The organism is Anaerolineales bacterium (assembly GCA_019637805.1).
Taxonomy (GTDB): Bacteria; Chloroflexota; Anaerolineae; order Anaerolineales; family UBA11579; genus JAMCZK01.
Window position 1 is genome coordinate 1,103,616 of the sequence record JAHBVB010000001.1, and the last position, 13,476, is coordinate 1,117,091.

14 protein-coding genes are annotated in these 13,476 nt (G+C 62.4%); 13 read left to right on the forward strand and 1 reads right to left on the reverse strand.

What is annotated here, in order from left to right:
* The gene (locus KF885_05380) at positions 1–537 is read left to right on the forward strand and encodes a DUF2179 domain-containing protein (protein ID MBX3048589.1); all 537 of its coding nucleotides are present in this window, start codon (positions 1–3) and stop codon (positions 535–537) included.
* 126 nt (positions 538–663) lie between these two features.
* On the opposite strand, the gene KF885_05385 is transcribed toward KF885_05380, so the two are convergent.
* Positions 664–1,767 (reverse strand): aminopeptidase, encoded by a 1,104-nt coding sequence (locus tag KF885_05385; GenBank protein ID MBX3048590.1) that lies wholly within the window; start codon positions 1,765–1,767, stop codon positions 664–666.
* A 71-nt stretch (positions 1,768–1,838) separates the two neighbouring features.
* On the opposite strand from KF885_05385, the gene KF885_05390 reads away from it, so the two are divergent.
* The 12 genes from KF885_05390 (at position 1,839) to nuoK (ending at position 13,474) form a co-directional block, all read left to right on the forward strand.
* Positions 1,839–3,977, forward strand: a complete 2,139-nt coding sequence (locus tag KF885_05390) for a bi-domain-containing oxidoreductase (GenBank protein ID MBX3048591.1) — start codon at positions 1,839–1,841, stop codon at positions 3,975–3,977.
* 232 nt (positions 3,978–4,209) lie between these two features.
* Entirely contained in the window at positions 4,210–4,566 is a 357-nt protein-coding gene (gene ndhC, locus KF885_05395; GenBank protein MBX3048592.1) for an NADH-quinone oxidoreductase subunit A, read from the forward strand.
* The gene (locus tag KF885_05400) at positions 4,557–5,039 is read left to right on the forward strand and encodes an NADH-quinone oxidoreductase subunit B (GenBank protein MBX3048593.1); all 483 of its coding nucleotides are present in this window, start codon (positions 4,557–4,559) and stop codon (positions 5,037–5,039) included. Before ndhC ends, KF885_05400 begins: the two co-directional genes overlap by 10 nt.
* A gap of 4 nt (positions 5,040–5,043) precedes the next feature.
* A complete protein-coding gene (locus KF885_05405; GenBank protein MBX3048594.1) occupies positions 5,044–5,556 on the forward strand; it encodes an NADH-quinone oxidoreductase subunit C in 513 nt (170 codons plus the stop codon).
* 9 nt (positions 5,557–5,565) lie between these two features.
* Positions 5,566–6,801, forward strand: a complete 1,236-nt coding sequence (gene nuoD / locus KF885_05410; protein MBX3048595.1) for an NADH dehydrogenase (quinone) subunit D — start codon at positions 5,566–5,568, stop codon at positions 6,799–6,801.
* A complete protein-coding gene (locus KF885_05415; GenBank protein MBX3048596.1) occupies positions 6,798–7,301 on the forward strand; it encodes an NAD(P)H-dependent oxidoreductase subunit E in 504 nt (167 codons plus the stop codon). Before nuoD ends, KF885_05415 begins: the two co-directional genes overlap by 4 nt.
* A complete protein-coding gene (gene nuoF / locus KF885_05420) occupies positions 7,298–8,584 on the forward strand; it encodes an NADH-quinone oxidoreductase subunit NuoF (protein MBX3048597.1) in 1,287 nt (428 codons plus the stop codon). The genes KF885_05415 and nuoF overlap by 4 nt, the downstream gene beginning before the upstream one ends.
* On the forward strand, positions 8,581–11,121 hold the full coding sequence (nuoG, locus tag KF885_05425; GenBank protein ID MBX3048598.1) for an NADH-quinone oxidoreductase subunit NuoG: 2,541 nt from the start codon (positions 8,581–8,583) through the stop codon (positions 11,119–11,121). The genes nuoF and nuoG overlap by 4 nt, the downstream gene beginning before the upstream one ends.
* Positions 11,121–12,128, forward strand: a complete 1,008-nt coding sequence (nuoH, locus tag KF885_05430; protein ID MBX3048599.1) for an NADH-quinone oxidoreductase subunit NuoH — start codon at positions 11,121–11,123, stop codon at positions 12,126–12,128. Before nuoG ends, nuoH begins: the two co-directional genes overlap by 1 nt.
* A 7-nt stretch (positions 12,129–12,135) precedes the next feature.
* Positions 12,136–12,654: an NADH-quinone oxidoreductase subunit NuoI gene (gene nuoI / locus KF885_05435; GenBank protein ID MBX3048600.1), complete on the forward strand. Its 519-nt coding sequence runs from the start codon at positions 12,136–12,138 to the stop codon at positions 12,652–12,654.
* Positions 12,654–13,169 (forward strand): NADH-quinone oxidoreductase subunit J, encoded by a 516-nt coding sequence (locus KF885_05440; protein MBX3048601.1) that lies wholly within the window; start codon positions 12,654–12,656, stop codon positions 13,167–13,169. The genes nuoI and KF885_05440 overlap by 1 nt, the downstream gene beginning before the upstream one ends.
* 2 nt (positions 13,170–13,171) lie before the next feature.
* Entirely contained in the window at positions 13,172–13,474 is a 303-nt protein-coding gene (gene nuoK / locus KF885_05445; GenBank protein MBX3048602.1) for an NADH-quinone oxidoreductase subunit NuoK, read from the forward strand.
* Positions 13,475–13,476 lie beyond the last annotated feature (2 nt).

The window sequence follows — 13,476 nt, forward strand, 5'->3', positions numbered from 1 at the left end:
ATGGAATTTATCGTCACCCCCGAATCGCTGCTGGTCGCCCTGGGTATCTTCACCGCCCGCACCATCAATCAGACCATCGATACGCTGCGGTTCATGATGACCATCCGCGGCCGCAAGCTGATCGCCTGGGTGCTGGGCTTCACCGAAACGGTCATCTTCGTCATCACTTTGAGCGCGGTGTTCAGCAACCTCAACAACATCCTCTACATCGTGGCCTATTCGGCTGGTTTCGCCACGGGCAACACCTTCGGCATCATGCTGGAGGAGCGCCTGGCGGTGGGGCACCAGCAAGTGCGTATTGTCAGCAGCAAGAAGGGCGCCGCGATCGCCAAAGCGCTGCGCAAGGAAGGCTACGGCGTCACCGAAATTTCCGCCCGCGGCCGCAGCGGGGCAGTGCGCCTGCTGGAAGTCGGTGCCCCGCGGCGCAATGTCAAGCGCATCCACCAGGTGGCGCAGGACATTGATGAGAACGCCTTCATCAGCAGCGAGGACATTCGCCCGCTGTGGCGCGGCTTTTGGGGGCGGCAGAGGAAGTAGCCTTCATCTTCAAGCGGATTTGGTGTAGGGGCGTAGCATGCTACGCCCCTACGCGCTTCAAGTAAAAAAAATTAACCACAGAGGCAAAGAGCACGAAGAACAAACTTTGTGTTGTGGTTATTTGTACTAGATCGTAAACGCGCCATCCTTATAGACCAGTTCCCCGTCCACAAGAATTTCCGAATCTTCACGCAAATCGCAAATCATGTCCCAGTGCACGGCGCTTTTGTTCTGGCTGCCGGTTTCCGGGTAGCCGGCCCCCAGCGCCATATGGAATGAACCGCCGATCTTCTCATCCAGCAGGATGTGGCCGGTGAAACGGTCGATGTCGGTGTTGAGGCCAATGGCGAATTCGCCCACATAGCTGGCGCCGGGGTCCACGTTGAGTTGGGCGCGCAGGAAGTCTTGCTCGCTGCGGGCAGTAGCCTTCACCACCTTGCCGTTCTCGAAGTGCAGTTCGGCGCCTTCGACCACATGGCCTTCGTAGAGCGCCGGATAGGTGTAACGCACCCACCCGTTGAGCGAGTCTTCCACCGGGCCGGTGAAAATTTCGCCATCAGGCATGTTGTGGATGCCGTGCGAGTTGCGGAAAGTGCGGCCTTTAATAGAGAGGGTCAGGTCCACATTCGGGCCGCGCAGCTGCACTTTGTCATGGCCTTGGATGGCGTCGATATAGCGCTGCTGGTCGGCCTTGACGCCCAGCCAGTGCGCCACCGGGTCGCCGGCCACGGCGTGCACGGCTTTGTAATAGAAATCCTGGTATTCGGCCAGGCTCATGCTGGCCTGGTCGGCGTAGGCCTGGGTGGGAAAGAGGGTCGTGACCCACTTGAATTCCTCCCGGGCGCCGCGCTCCATCTGCGCCCGCAGGATGGACGTATTGGCGGCCGAGTGCGCGGCCTGTTTCTTGGGGTCGACGTTTTGCAGGGCGTCCAACCTGGTTTCAGACCACAGGCGAATGCGCGCCTCGAAGTTGTCGTAGGCGTATGCCATAAGCTGGTTCTTGTGCGCGGCTTCGGCCTCGGGAATATGCTCGAAGAAAAGCTCCTGTTGCTCAGGAAACTCCATCTGGATATACGGGTGACCGCCGCGCTCCACGACGAGCTTGTAGACCTCGCGGATGGCGGGTAGCGCTTCGGTGGTGGCCTCAATGAACACGCGGTCACCCGCTGCGATTTTGGTGGAGTAGTCCACCAGGATACGGGCAAAGTTGATCAGGCGTGGATCGCTCATGGCCGCATTATATAGCCGCGGCTGGTTACGGGCCGCCCAAAACTGAAAATGATAGAATGCGGCAGGTTTCCATGAAACAACTTCTGCAAGATATGCGCGCCAAACAACCGCACTTGGCGGATGTGCCCGTGCCCACCCCAGGCCCGGGCATGCTGCTGGTGCGCAATGCGGCCTCGCTGGTCTCGGCCGGCACCGAACGCACCCTGGTCGAGTTTGCCGGGAGCTCGCTGTTGGGCAAAGCCCGCTCCCGCCCGGATTTGCTGCGCCAGGTGCTGGAAAAAGCCCGCCGGGACGGCCTGCTCAACGCAGCCCAGGCCGCCTTTGGTCGCCTGGGCGACGCCATGCCGCTGGGCTATTCCTGTGCCGGCACGGTGGTGGAACTGGGCGAGGGCGTGCAAGGCTTGCGCCCCGGCCAGCGCGTGGCCTGCGCCGGCGGGGGTTACGCCGTGCACGCCGAATACGTGTGCGTTCCTCAGAACCTGGTGGCGGCCCTGCCAGATGAAGTGGACTTTGATTCTGCGGCCTTTGCCACCCTGGGCGCGATCGCCCTGCACGGCTTCCGCCTGGCCGAAGTCCAGTTGGGGGCGCGGGTGGCCGTGATCGGCCTGGGCCTGCTGGGCCAACTGGCCGCCAGCCTGGCCGCCGCGGCCGGCTGCGAGGTGTTGGGCGTGGATACCGACCCGCGCCGGGTGGCGCTGGCCAAGCGCCGCGGCCTGGACGCGGTGGTCCGCGACAAGGCGGAGAAAACCGCCGCGGCGCGCAGCGCCGGCCACGGCTACGATGCGGTGCTGATCTGCGCCGATACAAAATCCGACGACCCGGTGGAGCTGGCCGGCGAAATCGCCCGCGAGCGCGCCACGGTGGTGGCGGTGGGGGCGGTGGGACTGAGCGTGCCGCGGCGCAGCTACTATGCCAAGGAATTGAACCTGATCGTCTCGCGCTCGTATGGGCCGGGGCGTTATGACCCCGGCTACGAAGAAGTCGGGGTGGATTACCCGATCGGCTATGTGCGCTGGACCGAGGGCCGCAACCTGCAGGCCTTTGTCGACCTGCTGGGCAGGGGTGCACTTGAGGTGAAGAGCCTGACCAGCCATCGCTACGATATAGAAGAAGCGGTGCAGGCCTATGACCTGATCCGCAGCCTGGAAGATTTCCTGGGCGTACTGCTCAACTATTCACAGGCAGCGTCTAAGACCCGTGCCAGCAAGAAGCTGGCGGTTTCCTCCAAACCCGTGGCCAAGCACAAAATAGGCCTGGGTGTGCTGGGGGCCGGCAACTTTGCCCGCCATACCCTGCTGCCCGCCCTGAAAGGCGTGCGCACCGTGGAGCTGGTGGGGATTGCCTCGGCAGGCGGCCGGGCGGCGGCCGACCTGGCACAGCGCTACGGCTTCCGCTACGCAGCCAGCGACCCGGCAGAACTGCTGGCCGACAAGCAGGTGGATGCCCTGGCGGTGCTGACCCGCCACCATCTGCACGCGAGCCAGACGCTGGCCGGGCTGAAAGCGGGCAAGCATGTCTTCTGCGAGAAGCCGCTGGCTTTGCATGAAGCCGAGTTGGCCCGCATTGAGCGCGCCTTGGCGCAAAAGAATGCCCCGCAGCTGACGGTGGGTTTCAACCGGCGCTTTGCGCCGCTGGCGCAGGAACTGGCCGGCTTCCTGGCCGGGCGCAGTCAACCGCTGGCGGCGCACTTCCGAGTGAATGCCGGGCCGCTGCCGGCCGGGCACTGGCTGCAGGACCCGGCGCAGGGTGGCGGCCGCCTGCTGGGCGAAGGCTGCCACTTCATCGACTTTCTGATCTTCCTGGCAGGCCAGGCGCCGCTGGCGGTCTCCGCCGCCGCCCTGGAGGAGCCGGGCGGCCAGCCGCAAGACAATCTCCAGGTGACGCTGCGCTTCGCCGATGGTTCACTGGGTACGTTGAGCTATCTGTCCAACGGCGACCGGGCGGTCTCCAAGGAGCGGCTGGAGGTCTTTTGCGGTGGTGACGTGGCCGTGCTGGACGACTTCCGCCGTCTGGAGCTGACCCGCGGCGGCAATACGCGCCGCTTGCGCAGCGGCGGCGACAAAGGCCATGCCGCGATCTGGGCCGCCTTTGCCGCCAGCCTGCAGGCCGGCGGCCCGCCGCCGATCCCCTATGAGCATATTTTCAGTGGGGCGCGGGCCGGGTTTGCCGCGCTGCGGGCGCTGGAAACCGGCGGCGAAGTGGCGCTGTAATCGCGGTCCGTTCCCCCGACTGGATATTTAAGCATCCCTCGCTTGCTCAGGATGAACAGCGTTGAGGTTGCCCTGTGCGTTCTCTGCTTAGGCAGGCTGCTTGCGAACTAGATTAATAGGCGCTGAGTTTGTGAAATTTGACACCTAAATCCCCCTATGATAGACTCCTGCTAACCTACAAAAACTTAGGTGTCGCCCGATTTTGCCTAAAGTCTGTGGGTTTTAGGTGTATATGCTCTTAGACTACTTACCCATCGCAATTCTCGTGATCCTCTCCACCGGGCTGGCCGCCCTGATCGTGGGCATTGGGCATTTGTTTGGGCCCAACCGCCCTTCAGAGCGCAAGATGGAGTCTTACGAGTCGGGCATGCGCCCGATCGGGCCGGGCACACGGCGTTTGCCGGTGCGCTTTTACCTGATTGCGGTGCTGTTCATCCTCTTCGACATTGAAGTGATCTTTTTCCTGCCCTGGGCGGTGACCTTCCGCCAGCTGGGCTGGTTCGGACTGATCGAGATGGTGGTCTTCATCCTCATCCTGCTGGTTGGCTATGTGTACGCCTGGAAGAAAGGCGCGTTGGAATGGGAGTAGAGAGCAAACTCGGTAATTTGGGGATCGTGACCACCTCGCTCGAGAAGGTGGTGAACTGGGGCCGCACCGGCGCCATGTGGCCGATGCTGTTTGGCCTGGCCTGCTGCGCCATCGAGATGATGTCTTCGCAGGCTCCGCAATATGACATGAGCCGCTTCGGGATGGAACTGATGCGCGCCAGCCCTCGCCAGTCCGATCTGATGATCGTGGCCGGCCGCCTGAGCCGCAAGATGGCCCCGGTGCTGCGCCGCCTGTATGACCAAATGCCTGCGCCCAAGTGGGTGGTCTCCATGGGAGATTGCGCCTCGTGCGGCGGTGTTTACAACAACTACGCCATTGTTCAGGGCGTGGACGAGATCGTGCCGGTGGACGTGTATGTGGCCGGCTGCCCGCCGCGCCCGGAAGCCTTGATCCACGGCATTATGACCCTGCACGAAAAAGTGAAGGGCGAGACTTTCAAGGATTGGGCCTAGCCTTATGCATGCACAGCTCGAACCTGTCTTGACCGACCTGGAGCAGCAGTTTGGCGCCAGCCAGAGCGAATTCCGCGGCCAGGCCAGGCTGCTGGTGGCCCCGCAGCACATCCTGGCCGCCGCCAACGCGCTGCGTGACCAGCACGGCTTTGAAATGCTGGCAGCCCTGAGCGCGGTGGACTACTGGCCGGAGCGCACGCCGCGCTTCCATGCCGTGTATGAGTTCAAGAGCCTGGCCAAGAACCTGCGCCTGGAAGTGCGCGTGCCCTTAGACGGCGATGATCCAGAGCTGGAGAGCATCACCTCTGTCTATCCCAATGCGGATTGGCACGAGCGCGAGCTGTGGGACATGTTTGGTCTGCGCATCCAGAACCATCCGGACTTGCGCCGCATCCTAATGCCAGCGGACTGGACTGGGCACCCCTTGCGTAAAGACTATCCGCTGGGCTACGAAGAAGTGCAGTTCAGCTTCAACTTCGAAGAGATTGAGGCGCGCAAGCCGCGTCCCAAGGAATAGCCGGTTGCCATGTCGTCGCTAGAACAGATCGAGATCACGACTGAGGAATTGCGCCACCTGGTTTCGCCGCGGGCGATCGAGGGCGATACGATCCTGCTCAACATGGGTCCCCAGCACCCCAGCACGCACGGCGTGCTGCGCCTGCTGCTGGAGCTGGATGGCGAGATCGTAGTGAACTGCATTCCGGATATCGGCTATCTGCACACCGGGATCGAGAAGAGCATCGAGTCCAAGAGCTACGAAAAGTCCGAGGTGATGACCGACCGCTTGGACTACTTGAACACGATGGGCAACAACCTGGCCTATTGTCTGGCAGTGGAAAAGCTGGTGGACTTGGACGTACCGGAGCGAGCCCAGGCGGTACGCGTGATCTTCGCCGAACTGCAGCGGATTGCTTCGCACATGGTTTGGTTGGGCACGCACATGCTGGATCTGGGCGCCATGTCGGTCTTCTTCTATACCTTCACCCAGCGCGAGCGTATCCTGGACCTGATGGAAATGGCCGGCGGCCAACGCATGATGACCACCTATTTCCGCCCCGGCGGCCTGTGGCGTGATGTGCCTGACGGTTGGGTGGAGGGCGTGCGCGAATTGATCGATGATCTGCCGCGTCACTTCAAGGAATTCGAAGCCCTGATCAGCAAGAACCCGATCTTTCTGGACCGCACCAAGGATATTGGCATCCTTTCTGCCGAAGACGGGCTGGCCTGGGGCGTGACCGGCTCCACGCTGCGTGGGTCTGGCGTGGATTATGACATTCGCAAGGCCGAGCCGTATTCCGGTTACGAGCGCTATGAATTCGACGTGCCTCTGGCCACCGAAGGCGACGTGTATGCGCGCTATTGGGTGCGCATGAAAGAGCTGTATGAATCGGTGCGCATTGTTCACCAGGCGCTGGACAAACTGCCCAGCGGCCCGTTCCGCAGCAACAATCGCAAATTTGTGCCCCCGCCGCGGGCTGAACTGGGCGAGAGCATGGAGGCGGTCATCCACCACTTCAAGCTCTGGACGGAAGGGTTCCCTGCGCCGAAGAATTCGGTGTACCTGCCGGTCGAATCGCCGCGCGGCGAGCTGGGCGTGCTGCTGGAGGGCGATGGCGGCCCCAAGCCGTATCGTTGCTACTGGCGCACGCCGTCCTTTGTCAACCTGCAGGTGCTGCCCATGCTTTCCAAGGGCCATTACGTGGCCGACCTGGTGGCGATCATCGGCAGCATTGATATTGTTTTGGGAGATACCGACCGGTGAATCCTTTACAGGAACGCTACAGCGAAGAAATTGCGCAGGTCCTGTCCAAGTATCCTGCGGATCAGAAGCGCTCAGCGGTGATGCCGCTGCTGTACATTGCCCAGCGTGAGCACGGCTACGTCAGCCGCGAGCAGTTCGCCCAAATTGCTGAGATCCTGGAGATCTCCGCCACGGATGTGGCCGAGATCCTAGGCTTCTACACCCTCTATCACGATAAGCCGGAAGGCAAGTACCGCCTTCAGGTATGCAATGACCTGCCGTGCGCCCTGCGCGGGGCCGACCAGTTTCTGGAAGGCGTGTGTGACCACCTGGGCGTGAAGCCGGGCGGCACCACCCAAGACGGCCTGGTGACGGTCGAAGCCGTCATGTGCCTGGCCGCCTGCCACCGAGCGCCGATGTTCCAGGTGCAAAGCAGTGAGGGCATTGCCTATCACGAAGATCAGACAGTGGAGAGCGCAGCCCGCCTGGTGGACAGCTGGCGCGCGACGGAGGTCGAATGAACGACATCCTGCTGCGCCATCGCCAGATCCCCAACTTGGACCAATTTCCGATCTACCGCCAGAACGGTGGTTTCGAAGCTTTTAAGCGCGCCCTGACCAGCATGCAGCCGGACGAGGTCACGGACCTGGTCAAGGCTTCCGGCCTGCGCGGCCGCGGTGGGGCGGGCTTCCCCACCGGCATGAAGTGGTCTTTTATTGACAAGAACGTGTTCCCACACTATGTGGTGGTCAACGCTGACGAATCTGAGCCCGGCACCTTCAAAGACCGCGAGATCATGGAAAGCAATCCTTTCCAGTTTCTGGAAGGCGTGATGTTGTGCGCCTATGCGGTGCGGGCCAACGAAGCCTACATTTACCTGCGCGGCGAGTTCTGGCAACTGGCCGCCGAGCTGGACAAGCATATCGAATACCTGGAGCGCGAAGGCCTGCTGGGCGAAAAGCTGTTCGGCACGGACTACAGCCTGCGCCTGTACACCCACCTGGGCGCCGGCGCCTACATCTGCGGCGAAGAGACCGCCTTGCTCGAATCGCTGGAAGGCAAGCTGGGCCAGCCCCGGCTGCGCCCGCCGTTCCCGCCCAGCTTCGGGCTGTATGGCAAGCCGACCATCGTCAACAACGTGGAGACGCTGGCCAATGTGCCCATGATCCTGGAGAAAGGCGCCGACTGGTTCCGGGGCTTCGGCACCGAGAAAAGCCCGGGCACCAAGGTCTTCAGCCTCTCCGGCAATGTCGCCAAACCGGGCAACTACGAATTGCCCCTGGGCACCACTTTCCGTGAGCTGATCTTTGAGCACGGTGGCGGCATCCCCAACGGCCGCAGTATCAAGGCCATCATGCCGGCGGGGGCCTCGTCCTCGCTGATCGTGGCCGACGAGAAGGCGCTGGACACGCCGATGGACTATGAGAGCGTGCCCAGCGTGGGCGCTATGCTGGGCTCCGCCTCGGTGATCGTGGTGGACGACTCGGTCAACATGGCCTGGCTGATCAACAAGACCATGCACTTCTTCCAGCACGAATCCTGCGGCAAATGCACGCCCTGCCGCGAGGGCACCTTCTGGATGCGCCACCTGACCGAACGCATTGAGCACGGCCAGGCGCGCTGGGAGGATGTCGAACTGTTGAATGAAGTCGCCAGCAACGTCAAAGGCAAGTGCCTGTGCGCGCTGGGCGACTTCTCCACGGAAGCGGTGATGTCCAGCATCCAGCGCTTCCGCCATGATTTTGAAATCAAGGTGCTGTCTGAGGCGCCTGTGAGTGTCGACATCAAAGTGAGCAACCCATGAGCGACGCAGTAGCCCCGAAGATCGACGAGAACTTGGTCACGTTAATTATCGATGGCCAGCCGGTGGCGGTGAAGGCCGGCACGGTACTGGTGGATGCGGCCAAGCAGGCCGGCATTGATATTCCCGTGTTTTGCTACCACCCCAAGATGGAACCGGTGGGCATGTGCCGCATGTGCCTGGTGGAGGTGGGCCGCCCGCAGATCGACCGCGAGACCGGCAAACCCGCCCTGGATGAGAATGGCGAGCCGATCATTCAATTTGGCCCCAAGCTGGAAACCGGTTGCACCGTGCCGGTGGCCGAGGGCATGGTGGTGCGCGGCTACACCGACAATGTAAAGGAAGCCCGCGACGAAGTGCTGGAGTTCCTGCTGACTTCGCACCCGCTGGACTGCCCGATTTGCGACAAGGGTGGCGAATGCCCCCTGCAAAACCTGACGATGAACTTTGGCCCCGGCCAGAGCCGCTATATTTATGACGAGAAGAAGCACCTGGAAAAACACGTGCCGCTGGGCGACCTGATCTTCCTGGACCGCGAGCGCTGCATCCAGTGTGCGCGCTGCACGCGCTTCCAGGATGAGATTGTGGACGACCCGGTGATCGGCTTTTCGCAGCGCGGCCGCGCCCTGCAGATCGTGACCTTCTCGGAGCCGGGCTTTGACTCATACTGGTCTGGCAACACCACCGACATTTGCCCGGTGGGCGCGCTGACCACGGCGGACTTCCGCTTTGGCGCCCGCCCGTGGGAAATGCAGCAGTCCGCCTCCATCTGTAACCAGTGCTCGGTGGGCTGCAACATCACCTTCAACACGCGCCGTGAGGCCAAGTCTGGCGGGCAGACGGTGATCAAACGGGCCATGCCGCGCCAGAACGAGTGGGTCAATGAGATCTGGATGTGCGACAAAGGCCGCTTTGGCTACCACTATACGGAAGCCGCCAACCGCATCCAGCAGCCTTTGCTGCGCAAAGGCGGCCAGCTGACCCCGGTGAGCTGGGAAGAGGCTTTGGCGGCGGTGCGCGAGCAGGTCAAGAAGGCCGCCGGCAAGATGGTGACCCTGGCCGGCGGACGCCTGAGCAACGAAGACTATTTCAATATCAAACAACTGAGCGACGCGGCCAAGGCCCCGGCGCTGCTGTACAGCCAGATGGCCGGCGGCGACCTGACCGCCCAGGTGGGCCTGGGCGCTGGCAGCAATTTAGCTGACTTAGGCCCCGGTTCCACCATCGTGGTGATTGCCAGCGACCTGGAAGAAGAAGCCGGCCTGTGGTGGCTGCGCCTGAAGCAGGCTGCCGAGCGCGGCGCCACCCTGGTGGTGGCCAACCCACGCAGCACCAAGCTGGAACGCTATGCCCAGCATGTGGTGCGCTACAGTTATGGCCAGGAAGCGGCCGTACTGCAGGCGCTGGTGGACAGCCTGTCCCCCAAGAGCCCGCAGCAGAGCGAGGCGGTCAAAGGACTGCTGCGCGAAGATGCGCTGAAGGCTGCCGCCCAAGCTGTGCAGGCCGCCGAGAACCTGGTGGTCTTTTACGGCAGCGACGGCACCAGCCTGGCCAGTTCTACGGCGCTGGCGCAGGCCGCCGCCAATTTACTGATCGCCACCGGCCACGTGGGCCGGGCCAACAACGGCCTGGTGGCCGTGTGGGACAAGGGCAACGCCCAGGGCGCCTGGGACATGGGCCTGCGCCCAAGCGCCGACCTGGCGACTCAATTGAAAGAGGCTGGCCTGCTGTACATCGCCGGCGCCGACCCGGCGGGCGATGACCCGCAATTGGCTGCCGCCGTGGATGCGGCCGCCTTTGTGGTGGTGCAGGAACTGGCCATGACCAAGACCGCCGCCGCCGCCGATGTGGTGCTGCCCGCCCTCGCTTATACCGAGCGCGACGGCAGCTATACCTCTGGCGAGCGCCGCGTGCAGCGCTTTTACCCGGCCGTGCCGGTGCTGGAAGGCGCCCGGGCCGACTATGCCATCGCCGCCCAAATTGGTGAAGCACTGGGCCTGAAGCTGGAACAGCGCTCCACGGCCAAGATCTTCCGCCAGGCCAGCGAGACGCACCCGGCCTACAGTGGCCTGGATTACGGCAGGCTGGCCGAAGTGGTGGCCCAGTGGCCGATCATCGGCCGCGACGATGTGTACTACGGCGGCACGACTTACGACAATACCCAGGGCCTGGGCGTGAAGCTGGACACCGCCGCCGAGCGCGGCGAAGCCCCAGCCTTGAGCTTGGAGGCCGCCGCCGAAACAGTATTGCCGAGCGGCCTGGTGGCCGTGCCGGTGACGCGCCAATATGACCGCGGCAACACGATCAGGTTCTCCAAGCTGCTGGACCCGCGCCGCGAAGCGCCGCAAGTGGTGCTGAACCCGCAGGACGCCGCCGGCCTGGGCCTGAGCGAAGGCAAGCCGGCCAAGGTGACCCTGGACGGCGTGCAGGCCACCGTGACGACCAAGATCGACAACAGCCTGCCGCAAGGCACGGCGCTGATCCCGCGCAGCCTGGGCTTGCCGATCAACGGCCCCACGGCGGTGAAGGTGGAAGCTTAATGATCGATATCTGGTTGGTTGTGGAGTGGCTGGTTAAAAGCCTTGTGCTCATCTTCGTTCTGCTGACGGGCTTTGCCTACACCACCTTCTATGAGCGCAAGCTGGCGGCGCTGATCCAGATCCGCGTCGGCCCCAACCGTGTGGGGCCGGGCGGCTGGCTGCAGCCGCTGGCAGACGGCATCAAGCTGATCTTCAAAGAAGAATTCATCCCGGCCAAGGCCTTCAAGACGGTGTTCATCCTGGCGCCGATCCTGACGGCTGTGCCCGCCCTGGTGATTACCGCCGTGGTGCCCTGGGGCACCGAGATCGAACTGTTCGGGCGCATGATCCCGCTGGGCATTGCCGATGTGAACGTGGCTGTGCTGTATATCTTGTCCGTGGCCTCGATTTCGGTCTACGGCATCGTGCTGGCGGGCTGGTCCTCCAACAATAAATACGCCATGCTGGGCGGCCTGCGCTCCTCAGCGCAAATGATCAGCTACGAGCTGTCGCTGGGCCTGGCGTTCGTCGGCCCGATTTTGCTGGCGGGCTCGATGAGCATGAATGACATCGTCGAAGCCCAACGCAATGTGTGGTTTGTGGTCTGGCAGCCGATCGGCGCGATCATCTTCTACATTGCCAGCCTGGCCGAAGTCAACCGCGCCCCGTTCGACATGCCCGAGGCCGAGCAGGAATTGACGGCCGGTTACCACACCGAATATTCCGGCATGAAGTTCGCCCTGTTCTTCATGGGCGAGTACATCAAGATGGCGGCGGTCAGCGCCATCTTCGCCACTCTGTTCCTGGGCGGTTACCGCGGACCCTTTGTGGATCAGTACCCGCTGCTGGGACCTGTGTATTTATTGTTCAAGGTTTTCCTGAGCCTGGGTGTAATGATTTGGATCCGCGCTACCCTGCCGCGCCTGCGCTATGACCGTCTGATGAGTTTCGGCTGGAAAGTCATGCTGCCCCTGGCCTTGCTGAACGTTTTCCTCACAGCCGTGCTGATCATGTGGTTGGGATTGTGAGCCAGTTATGTTGAATGCCATCAAAAGCTTCTACGAGATCTTAAAGGGAATGGGCATCACGGCTCGCCAGATCCTGCGTGGTTCCCAAACCTACCAGTATCCGGAGACCAAGCGCCCGGTGCGCCAGCGCTTCAAAGGCCGCCACGAGCTGCGGCGCTATGACAATGGGCTGGAGAAGTGCATTGGCTGCGCGCTGTGCGCGGCGGCCTGCCCGGCAGACGCCATCTTCGTCGAGGCGTCTGAGAACACCGATGAGAAGCGCTTCTCCCCCGGCGAGCGCTATGCCAGCACTTATGAGATCAACATGCTGCGCTGCATCTTCTGCGGCTATTGTGAAGACGCCTGCCCGACCGAAGCGATCGTGCTGGGCGATAACTATGAGATGAGCTTTACCGACCGCTCGCAGTCGATTTACACGCGCGAGAAGCTGTTGGTGCCCGTGCCGCCGGGAGGCAACCCCACCCCGCAGCAGGTGGAACCTGGCATGTTTGACCGTTCCATCCCGATGATGGAGAACCCAGACTAATGAACGGCGATCTGTTGCTTTTCTTCGGTCTGGCGTTGGTGGCGGTGGGCGCGGCGGTGGCCATGCTGGTCAGCCGCAACGCGGTGTATTCGGCGCTGTTCCTGATCATCAACTTCGCCACCATCGCGGTCTTTTTCCTGATGCTCGGCGCGCCATTCATCGCCATGGCACAGGTGACCGTGTATGCCGGCGCCATCATGGTCTTGTTCCTGTTCGTGATCATGCTGCTCGGCGCCGAGCAGATCCAACTGCCCGGCCGCGGCGGCTGGCAGCGCCCGCTGGCGATCCTGCTGGCGGTGGCGCTGGTCGCCGAAACGGCTGTGGTCATTTTTGGCCGCGGCGAGGTGACCCAGATGCTGCAACCCTCGGCCAGCGATTACGGCAACCCGCAGGCGATCGGCATGACTTTGTTCAGCGACTTCCTTCTGCCGTTTGAGGTGACCTCGGTGCTGCTGCTGGCGGCCATGGTGGGCGTGATCGTAATTACCAAAGAAGACAGAAAGAAGCCTGAATAGCCATGGTGCCCGTTTCTTATTACTTCGCGCTGTCCGCCATTCTGTTCACGCTGGGCGCTCTGGGCGTGCTGCTGCGGCGCAATGCGATCATCGTGTTCATGTCGATCGAGCTGATGCTGAATGCGGCCAATCTGCTGTTTGTGGCCTTTGCGCGTTCCTTTGGCGCGCTCAACGGCCAGATCTACGTCTTCTTCGTCATCGCCGTGGCCGCGGCTGAAGTCGCCGTGGGCCTGGCGCTGATCGTGGCCATCTTCCGCAGCCGCCAAACCGTCAATCTTGACGACATCACCAGTATGAAGGGTTAGCC